The organism is Psychrobacter halodurans (genome assembly GCF_017498075.1).
In the GTDB taxonomy this organism is placed as follows: domain Bacteria; phylum Pseudomonadota; class Gammaproteobacteria; order Pseudomonadales; family Moraxellaceae; genus Psychrobacter; species Psychrobacter celer.
This window is the reverse complement of sequence record NZ_JAGBKN010000033.1, coordinates 1-22,638: the sequence shown is the minus strand read 5'-3', so window position 1 is coordinate 22,638 and position 22,638 is coordinate 1. Positions and strand designations below refer to the sequence as shown.

Genomic DNA, 22,638 nt, shown 5'->3' with positions numbered 1-22,638 from the left:
GACTGGGATGAATTTTTCGCAGCCTCTGTGTATACAGCACGCAAGGAAAATTTATACCAGTAGCGCTATAACATTTTTAAATTGAATCTACTATAATGAGTATGGCTGATACATGGGGCGATGGTCCGTATATTACAAGCATGGCTTGCTAGCGTTTGATCCATCGCCTAGACATTGTCAGTCCTCATAAAAGAAGTGCCAATATTATATCCCTCATCATTGTATCACCCATCACAGTCACGCTACCGAGGCTCAGCAGCGAGCAATAATACCACGGCACTGGCCATGATGCCCTCTTGACGGCCGGTAAAACCCAGTTTTTCTGTGGTCGTGGCTTTTATGCTGACATTACTGATATCGGTTTGCAAATCACTGGCGATGTTGGCGCGCATCGCTTGATTATGCGGCGCAAGTTTTGGGCGCTCGCACATGACGGTGATATCGGCATTGCCCAGTTTGTATCCTGCATCGACTATTTTGCTATAGACATAACGTAGCAGCACTCTTGAATCAAGACCAGCATGCGCGGCATCAGTATCAGGGAAGTGCTGCCCGATATCACCGAGCGCCAGTGCGCCCAATAACGCGTCAGCAAGTGCGTGTAGCACCACATCACCGTCAGAGTGCGCCAGCAAACTGTGAGTATGCTCAATCGGTACGCCCGCTAGTATGACATACTGCTGCTGCTGACCATTATTATGAAACGCATGAACGTCGATACCTTGACCAATTTTTATCATTATTATTCCAAATACAAAACAGAGGATTAAAATAATTCAAAACCACTATCTGAATTTTTAAAGCGGTTTTGTCAGCAACAAGATGCCATAGCTCGCCACCAGTTTCAATTAACTGGTATAATACGATGCTTAATTTTAACATAATACCCCGTTCAAAAGATGAGACGGCAGCAACATTGACTGCATTTGCCACGCTGATTGGTTTTGGTGATTGTCTGTATTTTGCTGTCCTCTTTGATATTGAATCACGTATAAATAGTTGAGCCGTCTTATGTCAGCCACCGCCTACCCCTCCACTTCTGTCTCTCATGCTTTTAGCGCCCAGCGTCCTTTGACGCTTGCCGACATCGACAATCCTAGCAGTAAGCATGTGATTGTTGGTATGTCAGGCGGTGTCGACTCTTCGGTATCTGCCGTTCTTTTGCAGCAAGCAGGCTTTGTGGTAGAAGGGCTGTTTATGAAAAACTGGGAAGAAGACGACGGCACCGAATACTGCACAGCCATGGACGACCTCGCCGACGCGCAAGCGGTCTGTGACAAAATCGGTATCAAGCTGCACACCGCAAACTTTGCGATGGAATACTGGGACCGTGTGTTTGAGCATTTTTTGGCCGAATACAAAGCCGGACGCACGCCTAACCCTGATATTTTATGCAATAAAGAAATCAAATTTAAGGCGTTTTTGGACTATGCGCTGACGCTTGGGGCTGACTATATCGCCACCGGTCACTATACGCGCCGCAGTGTCAACTATAGCAACGCTGATGGCACAGAAGTTGCCCAGCTACTGCGCGGCCTTGATAACAATAAAGATCAAAGTTACTTCTTGCATGCTGTCGGCGGTGACAAAATCGCGCAAACCTTGTTCCCTGTGGGTGAGCTAGAAAAACCTGAAGTACGCCGCATCGCCGAAGAGCACGATCTGGCGACGGCCAAAAAGAAAGACTCAACGGGCATTTGCTTTATCGGTGAGCGCCGTTTTAAGGATTTTTTACAGCAATACTTACCTGCGCAAAAAGGCGATATCATCACCGACGATGGCCATATCATCGGTACGCATGATGGGCTGATGTACTATACTTTAGGTCAGCGCGGCGGCATCGGTATCGGCGGAGTCAAAGACCGCCCTGAGGAGCCTTGGTTTGTACTGGCAAAAGATTTGGCCAAAAACCGTCTAATCGTCGGTCAAGGCCACGAGCATCCGATGCTGATGAGCAATGAGCTGCAAGCGTACAAACTCGACTGGGTCGATGGTCTTGCGCCAAAAGATAGCTTTAGCGCTGAGGGCTTACGCTGCATGGCAAAAACGCGTTATCGCCAGCCAGATCAGGCCTGCCGTGTGTTTGCGACAAATACTGACGGTAGCGAGGTGCGCGTGGTCTTTGATGAGCCGCAGCGCGCAGTGACGCCGGGTCAGTCTGCGGTGTTTTATATCGATGAGGTGTGTTTGGGCGGCGGCGTGATTGCATCGATTGATGCGCCTTGTGGGCTTTGATCGTTTTATTTTAACTATACTATTCTGGACTGGTCATTTTTCTCGTCAGTATATGGCTGATATGGTACATATTGATAGCTGATTTGGTGACAAGTTTTTAGACGCATTATAGGATCTCTCATGATTGGCCGTCTCCTCAGTGCCCGCACTCTGCCAACACCTTGTTTGACATGGCAACAACAGGTCTTTGTCGTCATGCTCGCGGCCACGCCATTGCTTGCGCATGCCAACCCCAGTAATTTTGGGACATTCACGCGTGACGCAAGCCCTGTGCCGGGTAGTATTGTGTCAGGCACTTATCGAACACCACAAAACGCCACAGGCAGATTTAAGATTGGCGCAGGGGCTACGACAGGTTATGGCGGCTATACGGTGCAAACCGGAGACAATGGGATTGAAATCAAAAACGAAGTCAATACCAATAATGACAGAGACAAGTTTACTTATACCATCACTATCACACCCGACGACAAGACCTCGATACATACCATAAAAATCGGCCAAGCCAGCTATACCACCAATGGTAACTCAGAGGTGGCGCGTCAAACCTTGAGCCATACCACCAATCCGAACTTTTCGGTCGCAGCGCAAGCCACCATTCGAGACAACCCAAGTGTCGAGTACTTCTTTGGAGCGATGGGTGATTATTTTATGGGTAAAAGACTATCGCGCAATAGCTTTAGCTCTGACAATACCACTAATCAGCCGCAGCTACGTGTCGATAGCTTCAGTGGTGGCAACAACAATTTGTATTATTATAACCTGACTGCCCTAAACGGTACCGGCAACAGTAACTCATTTACCCCGACTACCAATGCTAATGGGTACGTATCTTTTGCATCTGGCCGAAAAAGAGGTATCTTACCGCCGACGCCTACCTTTGAAAATATTTTAAAAGAAAACTCTACCAACCCCAACAATCAAAATACTTACGCAGTATTAAGCAGCGGTACCGTTATTCCTAATAACAGTAGCTACGTCAGCTATGGGATTGAAAACTCAAAAAGCAATTATATAATCGCAGTTAGGAATGCAGAATCGGTAACTTTAACGTACGACGGTATCATGCAGGGCAACAGTGCTCTAGAAGCGGACGTGGTGGGTGAGACCTATAATGAGTGGATCAGCTTTGGCGTAGAGAGCGAACCACTTTACGTTTTTTCAGGCAAGGTCTTTAATGATAATGGTGGTATCAACGATGCAAATGCCGATGCCAGTACCATAGGAGGCATCTATAATAATAATAGATACTTTAATGGCATATGGGACCGTACGCCAAGCGCATCCCCTGAGCAAGGCATCGCTGATAGCACCATTCGGCTAGTAAATAACTGTACAAACCCTACCAAAGAATACGGCCGTCAAACCATCACCACTGCCGACGCTGGTAGCTATCAATTTGTCCTGCTTCCTACTGCCATCGACAACAGCGCAACGCCGGGCTGCATCATTGAGACGCGTACAAATGCCAGCTACCCTATCAGAACCACTAGCGCAACCAACTCCATTCTCTTTAGTGCCAGTAACTTTACTTACTTAGACAATAATTTTGGCAGGGTCATTGATAAAAATGCCGCGCTGGTCCTAACGAAATACCAATATATCAACCATTGCCCTTCTGCCCTTGATTATCCAAATATCAGCAACACTGCTGACGACACCCCGTTGACGGGGTTTAGTACCAAAAATATCGATAAAATAGAGCCTGGTCAATGTATCGCTTATAAAATCACCGCGACCAATCGCGCCAACAAAAGCATCGATAACTTTGTCATGCAGGATATCTTGCAGCAAGCAGGAAAAAACAGTGCGACGGTAACATCACGATTGACCAACCCTGCATATAATACCGCTGACTATGCGACCGATAGTGTCGCCATCGGTAACAATGGTACGGTCAAGACTATTCCCTTGTCTTTAGCGCCGCAGACGCAGCGTAGCTTTTATTTTAATACCAAATATGGTACGACCATGATGCCCTAATTAAAGGCTGACATTAATAGATTGCTTTATTAAATCTGTATTTCTGCTATATTACGCGCATCAAATTTAACCATTCACTCATATAGCGATTTTCATTGGCTATAACTTTTGCAGTTTTTCATTTCATAACTATCGAGGCATCCTTATGACTCCACTTACCGCACTCTCCCCGATCGACGGTCGTTACGCATCGAAAGCCGACAGCTTGCGCCCTTATTTGTCTGAATTTGGCTTGATCAAAGCGCGCGTCACCGTCGAAATTCGCTGGTTACAGTCATTGGCGGACAACAGCGCCATCGGTGAGCTGGCAGCGTTTGATGCCGATACCCATGCTTTTTTAAATAGCATTGTTGATGACTTTAGCGAAGCGGACGCTGGGGCAATCAAAGACATCGAAGCGACGACCAACCACGACGTCAAAGCGGTTGAGTACTTTATCAAGGACAAGTTTCGCGGCAATCAGCAGCTAGAAGAAAGCTTGGAGTTTATCCACTTCGCTTGCACCAGTGAAGACATCAATAATTTATCGTATGCACTCATGCTCAAAGACAGCCGCGAGCTTGTGGTTGCAAAAATGCAGCAAGTGACCGACAGTATCGCCGAGTTAGCCATTGCTCACGCTGATCAGCCTATGCTCTCTCGTACGCACGGTCAAACTGCCAGCCCAACGACGCTAGGTAAAGAGATGGCAAACGTCGCCTACCGCCTTGCTCGTCAAATCAAGCAAATCGGTCAAGTTGAGCTATTAGGTAAAATCAATGGCGCAGTCGGCAACTACAACGCTCACCTATCAGCCTATCCTGATGTGGATTGGCAAAGCCATGCGGAGCAATTTATTACCGAGCGCCTTGAGCTGACGTTTAACCCTTATACCACACAGATCGAGCCGCATGACTATATCGCTGAATTATTTGATGCTGTCAAACGTTTCAATACAGTATTGATCGATTTTAACCGTGACATTTGGCAGTATATTAGCTTAGGCTATTTTAAGCAGCGCCTAAAAGACGGTGAAGTCGGCTCGTCAACCATGCCGCACAAAGTCAATCCTATTGATTTTGAAAACTCTGAGGGCAACTTGGGCGTGGCCAATGCCATGCTCGCGCATTTGGGCGAAAAACTGCCAATTTCGCGTATGCAGCGCGATCTATCAGACTCTACCGTCCTGCGTAATATCGGCGTGGGCTTGGCGCAAAGCATGATTGCATTTGATGCTTGCCTAAAAGGCGTGGGCAAACTTGAGTTAAACGCTCAGCGCTTAAACGATGACTTGGATCAGGCACAAGAAGTCTTGGCAGAGCCGATTCAAACGGTCATGCGTCGCTACCGCGTCGAAAACCCATACGAGAAATTAAAAGCCCTAACTCGTGGTAATGCTATGACGCGTGAGGCGATGCTCACTTTCGTAGACAGTGATGAGCTGGCAGCGGTTTCTGATAGCGACAAAGCGCGCCTACGTGAGCTGACGCCTGCGACCTATACGGGTAATGCCGCTGAGCAAGCACGCGCTATCAAAGACTGGATGGCAAAGCTATAAAGTTTGCTAAGGTGAATTTAAGACCTTAAAGCAATAGAGATGAGGCGCACCTGCCTCATCTCTATTTGGTCAAACCGGTTATACATTCGCCTAAGTCCATAAAAAATAACAACCTTACTTTACATGCTATGACTGTCTTAGAAACTCATAGGTGATAAGTAAGGTTTTATTTTTTATCTTTTTTATCATCATCGTCATCACTGTCACCTGGTATGATGGCCTTGCCGACCGCGACTGTGCCTTTGACCACGCCTTTGGTGGTTTTATAGGCGATTTTGGCAGGGACGGTCACAACTTTGTGCACACAGGCTTGTAAGACAAAGATACTTGCGATGATGACCATAAAATGCAGTTTTTTCATAAATTTCCTAGATTTGGTGGGCGGCGCTGATGTGATAAGTTTCATCATCAGCCAGTCAATAATCATAAACCATTCCCACTTGTCTATAAAGCCATCCTAAGTATTAATCTTCTATTTCATCTACAGACACGGACTGACCCATGACTTCTATCCCCTTATGCCTACCTGATTCGATGACGCCTGAGCAATTCTTAAACGAGTATTGGCAAAAAAAACCCTTACTTATTAAACAGGGTTTACCACAGCTTATTGGCATGTTTGAGCCAGAAGATATGCTGGGTCTGGCTTTAGAAGAAGACGCTTCAGCGCGCCTGCTCACGCAAGCGGCGATTAAACAAAAAGAGATGCCGCAATGGCAACTTAAAAAAAGCCCATTGGCTGAAAGTGATTTTGATAACCTACCAGCGCAGTGGACAGTCCTTGTGCAAAACCTTGAGCAATGGTCACCTGAGCTTGGGCAATTGTGGCAAGCGTTTGACTTTATCCCGCAGTGGCAGCGTGATGACATTATGGTCTCGTATGCGCCTGCTGGCGGCTCGGTTGGCAAGCACTATGATGATTATGATGTGTTTTTGGCGCAAGGGTTTGGCTCACGCCGCTGGCAGCTCGGTAAGTTTTGTGATACAGACACTGAGTTTGTGGCAGATGAGCCGATTCGGGTGTTTGACGATATGGGTGAGATTATCTTTGATGAGATCCTAGAAGCGGGCGATGTGCTTTATGTACCGCCAAAGCTCTCGCATTTTGGGGTGGCGCAAGATGACTGCCTGACGTTTTCTTTTGGCTGTCGTCGTCCCAACCTTATGCAAATCATCGATAGCTTGGCTGATATCGCCACCAACGACAGCGATTTATTTATCCCGATGCTGTTGCCGCAAGCGCTGCAAGCGTCCGGCGAGCTACAAACAGATAGTATTGAGGCGATTAAGGGTAAACTATTACAACTGCTGCAGTCTGAGCGCGGCGACGACATCATTGGTCAAGCCGTGTCTGAGGTCGTCAGCAAACGCCAATATGATGCGCTGGTACCAGAGGAGACGCTGGACACAGATGAGCTGATACAGGCCTTATCAGAGGGCGCAGCGCTGCAAGCGGATTATAGCAATCGCCTACTCTACCGCCAAACGGACAAAGGCGACATATTATATGCCAATGGCCAGCGCCTCGATGGCATCGATGAGGCAGCAGCGACGGTACTCATTCGTTTGGCAAATGGCGAGCGTTTGACTTATCAAGATGTGACCGATATCGATCCAGACGACTTGAGCGAGTGGCTAGAAAACGGCTGGGTTTGGCTTGATTATGCTGAGTAACTGCTCATTGTTTTGTACAAGTTTTTTTATATAGGCCATTTCAGTCTGTCCTCAATAAAAAAACCGATACCTGAGCCTTCAGATATCGGTTTTTATTATTACTGTTGATTTTATCTTGCGCACTCACCGCTTAGCATCATCTATCTATATGATTTAAGCCGCGATGCAAGAAACAACCCTAGTCGGTACCAAGCTCAAGCAAGCTGGCATTACCACCAATCGCGGTGGTATTGATGGTTTTGACGCGCTCAGTGACAAACCGATGCAGATAGTCAGGCGTGAGCATCTCTGACATGCCGTCCATATCGGTCACACTAATGACTTGCGTCAAGATACCATCGGTGTTGGCCAGCTCTTGGCTGATGGCTTGCACTTCACTATTACTGCCTGCCACTGCGACCTGCGCGAGGCGATCGATGTATAACAGTGTGATGGTTTGTGAGTCGTTGGCGACGCTTAAGACATCATCGCTTACTCCTATCTCATAAAGCACTTTTGCCGCTTCATCGCACATCTCCGCTTGACTTGGGCAGTGCAGTATCACTTCATTACCCGTCAGCAGGGCGGCGATTAGCTGACCAAGCACTGCCATCGTACGCGCTGACTCACTACCGATGACCATGGTTTTGCCACGAGCCGTCACGTACAAATCGTTGGACTCTCCTGTCGCGCCTGTCATGCGGTGCACCTCATCTAAGCTTGGCGCAGCGCTCAACAAATGGTTGAATAAGCGCTTGGCTTTATTGGCATCGCCCGTCAACAAGGCCAACCGAGGAATGGCTGCTTGCAGATAAGCGGCGCGATTGACCGCGCCAAGTAATCGCCAAGACTCACAAACTTGGGCATGATTTTTTTTAAATTCAGTCGCCATCTTGCTACTCCTTATGCGATTGCTGATTGCGTGGATGTTGAAGGTTGATTATCGTTATCTAATTTCATCAGGCGCGCCACATAATGCGGGCCACCTGCTTTGGGGCCAGTACCTGAAAGGCCACAGCCACCAAATGGCTGGACGTTGACCACCGCGCCGATTTGGTTGCGGTTGATATAAGTGTTACCCACCAGCACGCGGCGCTCGATATGCTCAGCGGAGTTTTCGATACGGCTATGAATACCTAATGTCAGACCAAAGCCGGTGCTATTGATGGCATCGATCAGCTTGTTTAGATCACGTGCTTGATAACGCAAAACGTGTAAGATAGGACCGAAGTGCTCACCGCCTATCACATCAATGCTTTTTACTTCTATCGCTGTCGGTAAGACAAAGGTCGATTTTTCTTGACTGACGACCGAGCTGACACTCATGGGCGTCTGTGCCAAGATCGTCGCGGTTGGCTCAGCACGCATGCGCTCGATATGTGCTTCTAGGCCATTTTTGGCATCGGCATCGATTACCGGACCGACATCCGTGGCGGCGTACAGCGGATTGCCGACCGACAGCTCCGCCATATTGCCTTGTAGCAGCTCAATCAAATCATCAGCCATCTCTTCTTGTACACACAAGATACGGCATGCTGAGCAGCGCTGACCCGCTGAGCCAAAGGCAGATAGCACAGCGTCTTTGACCACTTGCTCAGGCAAGGCGGTTGAGTCGACGATCATCGCATTTTGTCCGCCTGTTTCGGCGATTAGTATTGGTAGCTCACCACTGCTTTGTGCATGGCTGTTTAGGCTTTGGTTGATACGCTGGGCGGTCTGGGTAGAGCCTGTAAATATCACACCTGCGATATTGTCAGCTGCCGTCAATGCGCCGCCCACCTCACCTGCGCCTATTACCAACTGCAACGCTTCTACCGGTACCCCTGCTTGATACATCAATTGTGCACCAAAATGCGCAATTAAGCTGGTTTGCTCAGCAGGTTTAGCGACCACGGTATTGCCTGCGGCCAGCGCCGCCACGATTTGACCGGTATAGATGGCCAGCGGAAAGTTCCAAGGACTGATACAAACAAAGGTACCGCGCGCTTTATACACTTGACGTGCAGGCTTACCAGATAAGTCTGTAAACTCGTGCACCACCTCATCTAGGCGCTCTGCTTCATCTGCATAAAAACGGCAAAAATCGACCGCCTCTTTGATCTCATCGATACTGTCTTGCATGGTTTTGCCCGCTTCTACTTGGCACAGTGCCATGAGCTCAGCGTAGTTTTCTTCATACAAATCAGCAATCTTACGTAGTATGGCTGCGCGCTTGGCTGCTGACTGCGCTTGCCATGCTGCTTGTCCTGCCACGGCCGCTAGGGTCGCTTGTTGTGCCAGATCAGCATTGGCATAAACCACTTCACCAGCGATCACGTCGTGATTCCAAGGCGCGCGTACTGTGTGCGCTTCAAGATTATTGACTTGACCGTCCGTTTTATACTCATCAATCGCCGCGCCATTGATGATAGAAGTCGCTGACCATGTCTTGTGCAAGTGGCTATCAATCGCCGCTTTAAACGGTAGCCACTGCGACTCTACAAAGATATTGGGGCCAAAGCTGGCGCGGCGCTCGCCATAGATATCTAATGGCAAAGGAATCTCTGGATTGTGCAATGTTGCGTTGGCCAGTAGCTTATCAAAAGGGTGTACAGTCAGCTTATCAATCGGATAAGACTTGTCTAGTAGCTGATGAACAAACGAGCTGTTGGCACCGTTTTCGAGCAAACGACGTACCAAGTATGGTAGCAAGTCTTTATGAGCACCGACTGGCGCATAGATACGCACCGGAATCTGATAGGCTTGCAAGATATGATCATAAAGTGCATCGCCCATGCCGTGTAGACGCTGAAACTCAAAGTCTCGATGCGCACTCATGGTCATGACTGATGCTAGCGTATGCGCATTGTGCGTCGCAAACTGCGGCCAAATCAGCCCGCGCAGATGATCTGATAACAAGAAGCGCGCGCACGCCAGATAGGCTGTGTCGGTGCCTTCTTTTCGTGTCCAGACAGGATAACCTGCCAGCCCTTTTTGCTGAGCCAATTTGATCTCCGTATCCCAGTACGCGCCTTTGACCAAACGTACTGGAATGCGATCACCCATTTCTGCCGCTAACTGCGCCAGCCATGCCAAAACCGCAATCGCGCGCTTTGAATAACCCTGCACCACCAACCCTAATCCATCCCAGCCAGCAGTCAAATTGTCACGATACAAAGACTCAAACAGTTTTAGCGAAATCTCAAGGCGATCCGCTTCTTCGGCATCGATACTGATATCGACATTGACGGCGCGCGCCGCTTCGATCAGTAGCAAACAGCGCTGGCGCAGCAGTCCCATCACTTGCGCTTCTTGCGTGGCCTCATAGCGCGGATGCAGCGCCGACAGCTTGATAGATACTGACGGTTTTGGCATGCCCTCAGCCACTTTGATATCTGCGGTGGCTTTGATGGCGTGCAGATAATCATTAAAGTACTTTTCAGCATCTTTATGCGTGATGGCCGCTTCACCTAGCATATCAAATGAATAGGTATAGCCTTTATTGCGATACGGCTGACTGTTTTTATTGGCGCCCTCGATGGTTTCCCCCAATACAAACTGATGCCCCATGATGCGCATGGCTTTTTGCATGGCACTACGAATCACCGGCTCGCCCATCTTTTTGGTCATACGATCCAAAAACCCTGTGGCCGTGGTGCTGCTATCGATACTCACGACGCGGCCGGTCATCATCATGCCCCATGTCGAGGCATTGACCATAAAACCATTGTCATTTTTGATGTGTTTTTTCCAGTCAGCCACGCTCATCTTGTCATGGATCAAAGCATCAGCCGTATAATTGTCTGGTACGCGAATCAAGGCTTCAGCCAAGCTCATGAGTAAGATACCTTCTTGGGTATCAAGGCTATACTCAAGCAATAATGAGTCCACCATTTTGACAGCTTTGCCATCATTGCGTACATGCTCGACCAGCTGGCGTGTTTGCTCAGCAGCGTCGTCACGCTCTTTGTCGCTGGGCTTAGCAAGTGGCAACAGCTCTGACAACCAGCGCTCTTCATCCACACAATATAAAGGTGAGATACACGCGTATAGTGCTTTTGACGACTGGGTAATATACTCTGGCGCTAGCAGATCGACAGGCTTAAATAAAATCGGCGCTTGCGGGGTAAACTGGTCTACTGGGTTCATAACAACTCCATAACTATCGTTTAAAAACCATCATAAATGGGCTTTAGGAAGTCTGATCGTCTTGTATCACCGCTAATGACAGCAGTTAAATAAATAGCAATCACAATATATGCATGCAGCGATAATCAAAAGACCAAACGGCGCCATCACAAAACGAGAAAATCCAGCATAGGCTGGAAACGGTTAAGTAGGTCGTTCGAGTGTTAAACGGGCTACGTTAACAATACAAAGGCAACAACGAAAAGTTAAGCGGCATTAGTGCCTTCTTCTTGTTAGTAGTGAAAGGAGTGCAATGAGCAGGTTTTGCGATAGCGATATCAAACATCGGCGTGTCAAATATGGCGAATCCCTGTCATCTAAGATAATGCAAATTCACTGTAAGAAAAACCTCTACGGCGTTGATTGAGGTGATGCGCTTAACGTCGCTATAATATCATGAAAAAAATTTTCCAACTAACGATATCGCGTATTTTTGACAATTAATATCTTGCTAAAAAACAATCAGTTACTAGCACATTTACCATCATGACGCCTGAGTTATATTTTTGTGTTTACTATTGTGTGTTAATTGTTTTTTAATCAAATACTTGGACGCGCCAGTTGCTAAAACCTGCACCCTAAAAACCCTCTACTGCACCCACATAAAAACCCTCTTTATCCATGTCAGATAAAGAGGGTTTATACGGATTACAACGCAATATTGAGCCGTTATATCAAGCGTATTTGTAACGCCAAATACTTATAGCAGTACCAGCTTGGCAAGCAAAATAGCCGTCAACACCCATACAGGGATACTAATCTCCGAAAACTTACCTGTCATCAGCTTGACAGCAGTAAAGGTGATAAACCCAAGCGCGATACCATCGGCGATAGAGTACGTCAGCGGTGTGAGTAGCAGGACTACCGCCACTGGTGCCGCTTCGGTTAAGTCTTCCCAGTTGATGTCTTTTAGTGTAAACAACATCAATACCGAGACATAAAAAATTGCGCCAGCAGTCGCATATGCAGGAATCATCCCAGCAAGGGGTGCAAAGAAAATACTCAGCACAAACATCACGCCCACGGTCACTGCCATCAGACCTGTACGGCCACCTGAAGCCACACCTGAGGCGCTCTCGATATAACTGGTCGTCGATGATGTACCTAGCATAGCGCCTGCGACCGTCGCTGTTGAGTCAGCAAGCAGCGCCTTGTCCATGTTAGGGATATTACCGTCTTTATCGATCAGACCTGCCTTGTTGGCGATACCCACCAGACTGCCTGCAGTATCAAACAAATCGACAAACAAGAAAGCAAAAATCACACTGATCATACCGATATCAAAGGCACCTGCGATATCGAGTTTCATAAAGGTTGGTGCGACAGATGGCGGCGTCGACATGATGCCTGTAAACTGTGTATGCCCTGTAAACAAACTGATCAGAGTAATCGCCAAAATACCAATCGTCACCGCGCCTGGGACTTTTTTGTAGACCAAACCGATAATAATAAAAAAGCCCAGCGCCGCCATCATCGGTGCAAACGCGGTCATATCGCCTAGCATCACTAGTGTCGCATCACGGCCAACGATGATGCCTGAGCTTTGTAAGGCAATAAAGGCCAAAAACGCACCAATACCCGCCACGATGCCTTGCTTGAGGCTGGCTGGAATGGCGTTGATGATCCATTCGCGAATCTTAAATAGGCTTAAGAGAATAAACAAACAACCTGATAAGAAAACAGCGCCTAACGCGGTTTCCCACGCATAGCCCATCCCTAAAACGACGCCATAGGTAAAAAAGGCGTTTAAGCCCATACCAGGAGCCAATGCCACAGGCAATCGGGCATAGATACCCATGATAAAGCAGCCTAATGCTGCTGCCAAACAGGTAGCAACAAACACTGCCCCTTTGTCCATACCAGCTTCTGCCAATACGTTGGGGTTGACAAAGATGATATAAGCCATCGTCAAAAAGGTGGTTATACCGGCGAGGATTTCCGTTTTGACCGTGGTGTTTTCACCGTTGATCCCAAAATAGCGTTCAATTGCATTCATAAGTGTCGCGCCCAGCTTGCTAAGGTATGGCCTTATTTAAACATCAAAATATATAAATAAACCATATCTTAGAGAAAGAACAAATTTATTGGTGCCTAAAATAAATATGACGTCAGCAAATAGATTGCGACGTCATTATCAAAAAGGCAGCGGTAACAAAGTGCAACATTTTAGAGAAATTGGCGTACAAATTCAATCATTACCCGTGCCTGATGGGTGCAAACAGCCGTTTTCGCTTTATTTATGACTGTTTTGTGGTTTAGGTCATGTGATAAGTCACCAAATCAATCGCAAATAACAACGTATCATTTGTACCGGTTTTATTTACCATTTAACACTTTAATAAATGACCTTTTTTTCATTTCACAGTACACTACACTAGGATGTGTCCTACCAGTTGTTATTCATCACTCATGAGTCAAATACATGCCTGAATCATTAAACATTATCGACCTTATTACCCAAGCCAGTTTGCTGGTACAAATCGTCATGGCGTTGTTGTTATTGGCCTCGCTACTTAGCTGGGTGATTATTTTTCGTATGAGTGCACGGCTGGGTACTGCCAAAAACTTCGACCAACAATTTGAGACGTGGTTTTGGTCGGGTGAAGACTTGGCCAAGCTCTATCAAGGCGTACAAGGCTCCCCTGATCGGCAAGGGCTTGAGCAGATTTTTTATGTTGGGTTTTCTGAATATTTAAGAATGCATAAAAAACGCCAACCCAAAGACGACATCATCGATGGCGTGGAGCGCAAGCTACGTGTCGGATTGGGTCGTCAGCAGTTATTACTAGAGTCAGGACTGACCACGCTTGCCAGTATTGGCTCAGTGGCGCCTTATATTGGACTGTTTGGGACGGTTTGGGGCATTATGAATGCGTTTTTGGGGCTATCACAAACTGAACAAGCCACCCTCGCTGCAGTCGCTCCTGGCATTGCTGAAGCACTGATCGCCACTGCCATGGGTCTATTTGCTGCGATTCCTGCTGTACTGGCCTACAACCATTTCACCGCCAAGTCTGGCCGTCTGTATGAGTCGCGCGCGCTGTTTTGTGATGAAATGACTGGTATGCTCCAGCGTGAGACCAGCGCTGAGCGCAGCATGAACCGCGAAAATAACCCAAGCTCAGAGGCACCATCGAGCGCCAGTCAGGTGCAAGGACGCTAAGTATATGAGACAAAGCCCCTACCGCCGTGAAAAAAAATCCCTAAATGCAGAGATGAATGTCGTTCCTTATATCGACGTCATGCTGGTACTACTGGTGATATTTATGGTGACCGCGCCGCTGCTCATCACTGGTGTCGACGTGGATCTGCCCAAAGAGCAGACCAACACCATGAGCCAAAGTCAGCTACCAATCATTGTGTCTTTGACGGCGAGCGGCGAGCTATTTATCAGCTACGAAAACAACATTGACATGCCGATTAGTGAGCCTGAGCTGATCAATACGCTGTCCAATCTCCAAACACAAAACAGCAATACTGGCAAGCCACCGGTACAAGTGATTATCAATGCCGATCAAAACAATCAGTATGGCGCTATCATGACATTGATGGCCAGCCTACAACAAGCAGGGATCGAAAAAGTCGGACTACTCACTGGTGCGCCTTTACCGACCCCATCGCTGTGATTGTCTCGCTATTTGTGCCAATACAGTGTCAAGCAATGATACAGCAAACCATAGCAAACAATCTGATATACCACGCTCATGAGTAATCACACCATGCATAATGCCCCTGTCGTTTATGTGCCCACCGAGCCTGAAGGTAACGGGCTCACCTTACCTACGCTGCTGAGCTTGCTCGCACATGGGCTGGTGCTGGGCATCTTGATATACGCGTATCAACATACCGATGTAGAGACAGCAGGTAGTATCGAGACGGTCATGGTCTCGCCAGAGCAGCTCGCTGAGATGCAAGGACAGATATTGGCCAACCGAGCTGCCGCTGCAGAGGCCATGCAAACCGACAGTAGTACAAACGGTATATCCAGCACCTTGCCCCCTCAGACATTTGATAGTGGCTCTACCAGCCAAAGCACTGACCAACCGAATGCGCAGCGAGCACCTGTATTCACACGCTCTGACGATCCTGCGAGTGCACCAATTCTCATGAGTGAGACGCAGCATCAACGTCTGCTTGAGCAAAATCAAGAATATGAGCGCCGTATGGCAGAGTGGGCAGCCAAGCTTGATGAAGCCGTATTAGAAGAACACGAAGCAGTTGAACAAGATAAAAAAAAGCAGCTGATAGAGGAACAAAGACGGCTGGATGAATTTCATCAAAAACAAAACAACCCACCCAAGATTACTCGTCCTACGCCTACCGACCGAAATCTAAAAATTGATACTGGTAGCGGTGCTAAGACCTTCAGCCTTTCAGAAGGTCAATCAACGGCTGATAGCAAGCCTGCTAGTACCCGTAGTAGCGCTTCGGCTTCTGCGGATGATTTTAAGAACAGCATAGCCGCTAAAATTCAGAGAAACTTAAAAGCACCGCTTGAAACTCAAGGTATTACTGCTAAAGTAGCTTTAAGATTAGATAATCAAGGTAACGTATTATCCGCCAAAGCTACTGGCGCTAATAGCGCTGTTAATGATGCTGCAGAAAAAGCCGCTTTTGCCGCAAGCCCCCTACCTATTGATTTGACTAACCCTGCCAGCTTTGCGGCTTTAACTATCAACGTTATGGTTCAATAGATTAAGGTAAAAAGTATTTGAGGGCTAGTGTCAAAGAGGGCGACATTAGAGCTTTCTGACATTTATCTCATACCGCCGATTATTTTAAAATTTTTAACTTAGGGTATTCACCTATGAAACCATTATCTTTAAAGCTACCAACCTCAAAGATCACCACCTTCTCCGCGTTAAACCTCGCTTCGGCTTCGCTATTGGTTACGCCATTGCTGTTTGCTCCTTTATATTCTGCTACTGCTGCGCCTATGGAGATCGATGTCACGGTAGTTGCGCCAAGACAACAAAACCAAGTCGCGTTTGTACCCTTTGCAGGAGACTCGGTACTATCGCCGATTATTCTCAATGACTTGAGCAAAACAGAGCTAAAAGTCACCAGCAAAGACTTGCCGCAGCAGCCGCATAGTAGCAGCGAGCTGGCAGGCAGCTTGCCGGTCTGGCAAAGCATGGGTATTCCTTATCTGGTGGTGGGCAGCACTCGCAGCAATCGCGGTAAAGTCATCACAGAGTATGAGGTCATCGATGTCAAATCAGGTCGGGTGCTACAAGGCAAGCAAAGCCTCAGCGCTGACAACAACAAAGACAGCATGCGCTATGCCGGTCACGTCATCGCTGATAAGGTGTATGAGCTGATTACTGGTACGCCAGGCGACTTCTCAGGACGCATCGCCTATATCGAAGAAGTAGGCACCGGCAAACAAAAAGTCTCACGCCTAAAAGTGATGGATGCCGATGGCGAAAACGCCAAGACCATCACCGAAGTGGCAGGCTCTGTCTTCTCACCTGCTTGGTCGCCTGATGGCAACCGCATTGCCTATGCTATCCAACGCGACCAGTCTTATCCGGTGATTTATATCCAAAACGTGAGTGGCGGCGGTGCCAGCGCACTTACTCCATTTAAAGGCAGCAATCTTAGCCCGTCGTTTTCGCCCGATGGTAGCAAGATACTGTTTTCTAGCAGCTTTGAAGGTAGCGCGCATATCTATGAGATGAGTACCAGCGGCAGCCAGCCCAAAAGACTGACCAACTGGCCAAGCAGCGAAGTACAGCCAAGCTACGCCCCAGATGGCAAATCGTTTGTGTTTGTCAGTGACCGTGCAGGCTTTAATAAGCCGCAGATTTATCGCTATGAGTTTGGCTCAGGACGCACGACCAAAGTCTCAAACAGTAGCTATGCTACCAGTCCGCAGTTCAGTCATGATGGCACGCAGATCGCCTTTTTGAGTGGGCGAGCCGCAGCGGTGATGAATAGCAATGGCGCGGTGACAGCCAATTTAGGCAATACGGGTATTGATGAAGCGCCAAGCTTTTCGCCAAATGGCAAGCGCGTGGTATATGCCGCTACCCAAGGTGGCAAAGGAGTGCTAATCATCAAGTCCCTAAACGGCGGCGAGTCCTTTGGCAAGTCTGGTCAAGGCGTGATACGCTCGCCCGTTTGGTCAGCCAGCCCGCAATAGACTCTCATATCATCAATCCGCTATAAAAACGATACAGCGAGATGAAACGTTTTTTGCGCAGCCTCTGTCGGCGTAGGCACAGCACGCAAGAAAAACAACGTTTCATTGAGCGTCTCGATAGCCATGTATCTGATTTATTTGGATTCGACCATAATAAACCACAGCACATACAGAACGGTTAGGAGCTAGAGCACAAGTACGCAGCAACTTTATCTTGGCGACCACAGCACCCACAAAAAACGCCTGATAGTTAATCAGGCGTTTTTTTATGCCAGCGAGCTACTCGCTTGGATCATAGCCTGGTGGATTGGCGTGTCTTAATTTGGCAACATCGGCGGCGGTCACCGTATCGGTAAACCCATTGAGATCGCTGACCACATATTGCGTGACAGCAGCCATTTGCTCATCGTCCATCATCATATGAAAAGACGGCATACCGCGAAAGCCATTAATCAAGATATCGATAATATAATATTTTGACTGCATCTTGCTGTTATTCGCCAGCGGCGGGTAATATCCTGCCCCGTACGCGCCTTGACCTTCGTGCATATGACAGCCTGCACAGGAGTCGTGGTATAGCTTTTTGCCATCGGTGGTGACAAAAGCATTGGTGCCCTCAAACTTTGCCTCCCATTTACTAAGGCTGGCATCTTGCGTCATACTTGGCAACGAGCTGTCATCGACGACGTTGATCTGCGGGGCTTTTAGCTCGTCGCGACTCATATAGACACCGCCCCAACTGCCCGTATTGCGGCTGGCTTGATAATCGGGAGCAAGGTCAGCTTCTTGTACACTGGCCACCGTCTCCATATCATCTGCTTGCTGGCTACAGCCCATTACCACCGCGCCACTCATCACACTCAGCAACATCACAGGCAGCATTTTTGATGTTGTATTCTCCCTGATTGTTTTTTTTACGATTGCATTGTCCATGATAGCCTCTGAATTTTATTGTTATCAATATTAACCAAGCATTTTTGCTTTTTTATGCAGGCGATTGGCGGCGTCTATGCCAGATAAAATAGCACCTTCTTGCCATGCTGGGATATGAGAGCAATGCTCGCCAGTTAAGACAATACGATTGTCTATGCTGCATAGCGTATCGTAGTGCTGTTTGCGGCTAGATTCGCTCCAGATACCATAACAGCCCAAAGTCCACGGAATGCGATGCCAGACCACTGATGTCCCAGTACGAAACTCTTTGGGATACTGTGGGTGGATGTATTTACCATAAGCCAATGCGACATTGATGCGCTCCTGCGGCGTTAGGGTATTAAACTTATAAGAAGTCGCACCAAAGCCATACGCCCCTAATAAAACGCCTGTGCCATCCTTAAACATATCCTCAGAGGGATAAGCGATTTGGGTAATTGGCATATTGGTATAGGTTAAGCCGCCATAGATCCACTCATCCTCTTCCCAAAAACGGCGCTTAAATTCTAGGCCGACTTTATAAGAAGTATCATAAGGCACTGCCGCCATCGCCTGCTTCATAGGCTTTGAGACATTGATATCAAGCTGGGTCAAAACGGTCAGAGGAATATTGCAGACACACCAGTCCGCCCGTACCGTCTTCACCGTCCCTTCTGGGTTGTTGCTATCTACATAGCTGACCGTCACGCCCGTCTCATCTTGGTGAATCTTAGTGACCTTGGCATTAAATTCGATCATATCGCGGCACTCACGCGTAAAGGCGTCGCCTATCTTACCCATGCCACCTACTGGCTGAAACATTGTGGGCTGATGCGCATACGTCATATGATTGCTATAAATATCAGACCACATGCCTGAGTCTAGTATCTCACTCATCGGTAATGGTTTTGAGGGTGTCTCTGTCGGCATAAGCCCGCCGCCTGGCAAGACGCTATAGCCACGGTGTTTGCTGGTGGCATTGCTCGCGCGATAACGATAGTCTTTGTCCAGCACGCCCCAACCTTTTAAGCCCTCTAGTAGCTTTTCTTTATCTTCGGTATTGACCGAGCGATCCAGGCCGCCGACGTTGACCACCTTGGACATCAGCTCTGCGATATTGCCTTGAATATCGTTTTTGACATCCCCTAGGCGCTGAGGGACACCGCCGAAGTGATTGGTCCGATGCAAATAAGCTCGATCATTGGTTTGGATAAACGGCTGCATTTCTACGCCAAATTTTTTGCAGTAATGAAACACTGCATAATGATGGCTCGGTAATCGCCAAGGCCCACCATTAAAATAATTGCCTTCTTCAAAGTCGCATGTCACTTCTGCACCGCCAAGCTCGGTATATCTATCTCCGCTATTTAGTGTCCAGCTACGCCCGCCGCCGCGGTTTTGAAACTCCAAAACCTTGACATTATAGCCTGCCTGACGCAGCTCATAAGCGGCCGTCAGACCACCCAAACCTGCCCCAAGGACGATAATACTAGCGCCCGGAGGTGCCCCTTCAAGCTCCATGGACTCTTGAAATGTCGACTCAGAGGCAAACCCTAGCGTGGTCATCGCCTGATACATCGCCGTTGCTCCGGCTGTTTTACCGATCATGGAGAGCAATTGGCGCCGTGTTGGAGATTGGAGCATGTCTTTCATAATCATATCCTTAAAGTTGGTGCATGACGGTCCGCTTGTGGTTTTTTGCTCTATGTAGCACCGCCAGTTTGAGTATTGATAGGCTGTTTTCCTATAAAGCTATCAGCTTGGTAGCAGACTGATGATGCTACTATGCGATACTCAGCGTGTGCGCGGCCGTCTGCCCTATTATTATTTGTGATTGGTTTTGCTAAATAGTCTAGCGTCACTTAGCAGCATCCGTGACAAAAGACAGCAAGGTTACGGATGGCGTCTTTTGCGCATGATGGCTCGTATTATGAATATGATGAGCAAAATCGCCACAATGATGCCAATAATCGCCAGCAGACCTGCGTATTTTATTAAAAATGGCTGCTCATTCCCGGCCGACGCAATACGTTCGACATCAGCAGCACTGACGTCGCTGTCTGTCAGTCCGCCAAAGTTTACGCGCACATAATTGGCGATACTAGCAACCTGCTCACTATCGAGCTGGTCAGCAAACCCAGGCATAATCGGTGAGGTATTGGTGCTACCGACTACCCCATGCAAGATGATATTGACAAGCGCGTCAGGGTTATCACGGCGAATACTACTCAGACCAACGATAGGAGAATACTGAGCATCCGGTTGACCATAGCCATTGATACCATGGCAGCTACCACATGTCGCTAGGTACAAAGACTCAGGCGAATTACTGCTATTGCCCGCACCTGCTTTGGCCTGAGCCAGATAATCTTTTTGTGCCAAAAGATCATGAGTGATCGAGTCATTGATAGGGGTTGGCAAGCGTGCCACATCGACAGCTGATACTTTGTCATCTGTCTGCACCGCTGGGATGGCTTTTAGATAAGAGGCGATCGCGCTTAAATCTTCGTGTGTGAGGTACTGCGTACTATGAGCCACGGCCTCGCCCATCGGACCGCCAGCATACGCTCGCTGATCGAGCTCCCCTGTCCGTAGATAGGTGATGATATCCTGCTCACTCCAACTGCCGATACCGCTTGACTCATCAGGGGTGATATTGGGTGCATACCAATGCCCGAGCTGGGCACCAGATAGGTATTTTTCTTTATCAAACCCCATGGTACTGTTACGCGGCGTATGACAAGTACCGCAATGCTCGAGATTATTTACCAAATACTCACCGCGCTGCTGCGTTGGGCTCAGGCCTTCACGGTTTTCGGTCGATGGTACGTTTAAGAAGTTCCAACCCAACATTAGGGCGCGGATATTAAAGGGAAACGGCAAATCAGTCTTTTGTTTGGGCGCCTCATCGACAGCGGGCACCGTTTGCAGATACGCAAATAGTGCCTTGATGTCTTCATCCTTCATACCATGATAAGAGGGATATGGCATAGCAGGATAAAGCATATGCGTAGGAGCACGGCCTTTTTGCAAAGCATTTTTTAGGTCTTTTTCGGTATAATCACCGATGCCATAACGTTTTGAGGGGGTGATATTGGTAGAGTAAATATCTCCCATGGGAGTCTCTATGGCGGTCCCACCTGTATAGTCCTCGCCGTGACAGGCCATACAGTCAGCCGCCCGTGCGATATAAGCGCCGCGATTGACCAGCTCGCTATTGGCGGGGCTGACATTGGGCAAGCTGGCATTTGGTAGGGTGGCGCGGGCAACGTTACTGCCTTGCGCCATGACGGTACCAGAGGTCATACCGATGACGAGCATCGACAACATCATAGACAGTGGCTTCATAATATCCTCTTATAGCTGGCATCTAGTTTTAATGATTTAATATTTTTAATTCACTAAGATGTTTTCATTATTGTTATCTTTTAATATTGGCTTCCTGACGTATCTTAAAAATCCATTTCTCCAGCATATGACTTATCAAATAATTTTTGACCAGATAATACATCTGCGTTGACCATCACTTATTTAGCACTGTATATCTTTTTTAAAGCAGCAGATAACACACTCATGGCCAGTATATTGCGCTTAGTTGTTATCTTTTACTGACTAATATCTTTTACTGATTAATATCTGGTCTAAATCAGCGTTATAAATGGTTACTCGATACTCTCTACTTCCTTACTAATGTAAAGCTATTTTTCTACTATTGCTTGCGTAGTAACTTATTACCTCCATTTTTTTACAAAAGTTAAAAAAACCACCTGCGCCAACTCGCTTATATTTTTAATAATATACAAAAGCATATTTTATAAAACAGTTTAGAAATATAACAATCAAAAACAATAGCTTATCTTAAACATTCATTTTTATATTTTATTAAAATGCGCCATAATCTTGTATAATGCTAGGGTGTGTTGACATATATAGAATAATTGATAATCATAGTGTTATGACTAGATTAACCCTAAGTGATGCCCAGTGGGCAAAGATAGCACCGTAT

At 47.5% G+C, this 22,638-nt stretch carries 16 protein-coding genes; 8 read left to right on the top strand and 8 right to left on the bottom strand.

The annotated features are described in order from the left end of the window. Nucleotides 1-242: 242 nt before the first annotated feature. Nucleotides 243-740 carry a 2-C-methyl-D-erythritol 2,4-cyclodiphosphate synthase gene (ispF, locus tag J3491_RS11085; protein WP_207970254.1) on the bottom strand — a complete coding sequence of 166 codons (498 nt, stop codon included), beginning with the start codon at nt 738-740 and terminating at the stop codon, nt 243-245. Nucleotides 741-1,011: 271 nt separating this feature from the next. On the opposite strand from ispF, the gene mnmA reads away from it, so the two are divergent. The 3 genes from mnmA (at nt 1,012) to purB (ending at nt 5,755) form a co-directional block, all read left to right on the top strand. After that, on the top strand, nt 1,012-2,235 hold the full coding sequence (mnmA, locus tag J3491_RS11080; protein WP_207970253.1) for a tRNA 2-thiouridine(34) synthase MnmA: 1,224 nt from the start codon (nt 1,012-1,014) through the stop codon (nt 2,233-2,235). A 120-nt stretch (nt 2,236-2,355) separates the two neighbouring features. Next, nucleotides 2,356-4,218 carry a hypothetical protein gene (locus J3491_RS11075; protein WP_207970252.1) on the top strand — a complete coding sequence of 621 codons (1,863 nt, stop codon included), beginning with the start codon at nt 2,356-2,358 and terminating at the stop codon, nt 4,216-4,218. 145 nt (nt 4,219-4,363) lie between these two features. Then, on the top strand, nt 4,364-5,755 hold the full coding sequence (gene purB, locus J3491_RS11070; RefSeq protein ID WP_207970251.1) for an adenylosuccinate lyase: 1,392 nt from the start codon (nt 4,364-4,366) through the stop codon (nt 5,753-5,755). Between the two features lie 166 nt (nt 5,756-5,921). Here the strand turns inward: purB and J3491_RS11065 are convergent, their stop codons facing one another. Continuing rightward, nucleotides 5,922-6,116: an NF038104 family lipoprotein gene (locus J3491_RS11065; protein WP_207970250.1), complete on the bottom strand. Its 195-nt coding sequence runs from the start codon at nt 6,114-6,116 to the stop codon at nt 5,922-5,924. A gap of 140 nt (nt 6,117-6,256) precedes the next feature. On the opposite strand from J3491_RS11065, the gene J3491_RS11060 reads away from it, so the two are divergent. Further along, nucleotides 6,257-7,429: a cupin domain-containing protein gene (locus J3491_RS11060; RefSeq protein WP_207970249.1), complete on the top strand. Its 1,173-nt coding sequence runs from the start codon at nt 6,257-6,259 to the stop codon at nt 7,427-7,429. Nucleotides 7,430-7,607: 178 nt separating this feature from the next. On the opposite strand, the gene J3491_RS11055 is transcribed toward J3491_RS11060, so the two are convergent. The 3 genes from J3491_RS11055 to J3491_RS11045 form a co-directional block, all read right to left on the bottom strand. After that, nucleotides 7,608-8,300, bottom strand: coding sequence for a 1-pyrroline-5-carboxylate dehydrogenase (locus J3491_RS11055; protein WP_075102406.1), 693 nt, complete (start codon nt 8,298-8,300; stop codon nt 7,608-7,610). 11 nt (nt 8,301-8,311) lie between these two features. Then, the gene (putA, locus tag J3491_RS11050; protein ID WP_207970248.1) at nt 8,312-11,536 is read right to left on the bottom strand and encodes a bifunctional proline dehydrogenase/L-glutamate gamma-semialdehyde dehydrogenase PutA; all 3,225 of its coding nucleotides are present in this window, start codon (nt 11,534-11,536) and stop codon (nt 8,312-8,314) included. A 739-nt stretch (nt 11,537-12,275) separates the two neighbouring features. Next, nucleotides 12,276-13,571, bottom strand: coding sequence for an NCS2 family permease (locus J3491_RS11045; protein WP_192994081.1), 1,296 nt, complete (start codon nt 13,569-13,571; stop codon nt 12,276-12,278). A 426-nt stretch (nt 13,572-13,997) separates the two neighbouring features. Between J3491_RS11045 and tolQ the strand changes: the two genes are divergently transcribed. From tolQ to J3491_RS11025, 4 genes are all read left to right on the top strand, one after another. Beyond that, nucleotides 13,998-14,738, top strand: a complete 741-nt coding sequence (tolQ, locus tag J3491_RS11040) for a protein TolQ (RefSeq protein WP_207970247.1) — start codon at nt 13,998-14,000, stop codon at nt 14,736-14,738. 4 nt (nt 14,739-14,742) lie between these two features. After that, the gene (gene tolR / locus J3491_RS11035; protein WP_207970246.1) at nt 14,743-15,201 is read left to right on the top strand and encodes a protein TolR; all 459 of its coding nucleotides are present in this window, start codon (nt 14,743-14,745) and stop codon (nt 15,199-15,201) included. Nucleotides 15,202-15,279: 78 nt separating this feature from the next. Next, a complete protein-coding gene (locus J3491_RS11030; protein ID WP_243456366.1) occupies nt 15,280-16,269 on the top strand; it encodes a cell envelope integrity TolA family protein in 990 nt (329 codons plus the stop codon). Between the two features lie 113 nt (nt 16,270-16,382). Next, a complete protein-coding gene (locus tag J3491_RS11025) occupies nt 16,383-17,720 on the top strand; it encodes a PD40 domain-containing protein (protein ID WP_207970245.1) in 1,338 nt (445 codons plus the stop codon). 279 nt (nt 17,721-17,999) lie between these two features. Here the strand turns inward: J3491_RS11025 and J3491_RS11020 are convergent, their stop codons facing one another. From J3491_RS11020 to J3491_RS11010, 3 genes are all read right to left on the bottom strand, one after another. Beyond that, nucleotides 18,000-18,653, bottom strand: a complete 654-nt coding sequence (locus J3491_RS11020; protein ID WP_207970244.1) for a c-type cytochrome — start codon at nt 18,651-18,653, stop codon at nt 18,000-18,002. A gap of 30 nt (nt 18,654-18,683) precedes the next feature. After that, nucleotides 18,684-20,285 (bottom strand): flavin monoamine oxidase family protein, encoded by a 1,602-nt coding sequence (locus J3491_RS11015; protein WP_207970243.1) that lies wholly within the window; start codon nt 20,283-20,285, stop codon nt 18,684-18,686. Nucleotides 20,286-20,525: 240 nt separating this feature from the next. After that, on the bottom strand, nt 20,526-21,980 hold the full coding sequence (locus J3491_RS11010) for a cytochrome c (RefSeq protein ID WP_207970242.1): 1,455 nt from the start codon (nt 21,978-21,980) through the stop codon (nt 20,526-20,528). Nucleotides 21,981-22,638 lie beyond the last annotated feature (658 nt).

Coding starts and splice junctions, on each gene's coding strand:
- ispF (WP_207970254.1), bottom strand. CDS start 740: ATGATAAAAATTGGTCAAGGTATCGACGTTCATGCGTTTCATAATAAT.
- mnmA (WP_207970253.1), top strand. CDS start 1,012: ATGTCAGCCACCGCCTACCCCTCCACTTCTGTCTCTCATGCTTTTAGC.
- J3491_RS11075 (WP_207970252.1), top strand. CDS start 2,356: ATGATTGGCCGTCTCCTCAGTGCCCGCACTCTGCCAACACCTTGTTTG.
- purB (WP_207970251.1), top strand. CDS start 4,364: ATGACTCCACTTACCGCACTCTCCCCGATCGACGGTCGTTACGCATCG.
- J3491_RS11065 (WP_207970250.1), bottom strand. CDS start 6,116: ATGAAAAAACTGCATTTTATGGTCATCATCGCAAGTATCTTTGTCTTA.
- J3491_RS11060 (WP_207970249.1), top strand. CDS start 6,257: ATGACTTCTATCCCCTTATGCCTACCTGATTCGATGACGCCTGAGCAA.
- J3491_RS11055 (WP_075102406.1), bottom strand. CDS start 8,300: ATGGCGACTGAATTTAAAAAAAATCATGCCCAAGTTTGTGAGTCTTGG.
- putA (WP_207970248.1), bottom strand. CDS start 11,536: ATGAACCCAGTAGACCAGTTTACCCCGCAAGCGCCGATTTTATTTAAG.
- J3491_RS11045 (WP_192994081.1), bottom strand. CDS start 13,571: ATGAATGCAATTGAACGCTATTTTGGGATCAACGGTGAAAACACCACG.
- tolQ (WP_207970247.1), top strand. CDS start 13,998: ATGCCTGAATCATTAAACATTATCGACCTTATTACCCAAGCCAGTTTG.
- tolR (WP_207970246.1), top strand. CDS start 14,743: ATGAGACAAAGCCCCTACCGCCGTGAAAAAAAATCCCTAAATGCAGAG.
- J3491_RS11030 (WP_243456366.1), top strand. CDS start 15,280: ATGAGTAATCACACCATGCATAATGCCCCTGTCGTTTATGTGCCCACC.
- J3491_RS11025 (WP_207970245.1), top strand. CDS start 16,383: ATGAAACCATTATCTTTAAAGCTACCAACCTCAAAGATCACCACCTTC.
- J3491_RS11020 (WP_207970244.1), bottom strand. CDS start 18,653: ATGGACAATGCAATCGTAAAAAAAACAATCAGGGAGAATACAACATCA.
- J3491_RS11015 (WP_207970243.1), bottom strand. CDS start 20,285: ATGAAAGACATGCTCCAATCTCCAACACGGCGCCAATTGCTCTCCATG.
- J3491_RS11010 (WP_207970242.1), bottom strand. CDS start 21,980: ATGAAGCCACTGTCTATGATGTTGTCGATGCTCGTCATCGGTATGACC.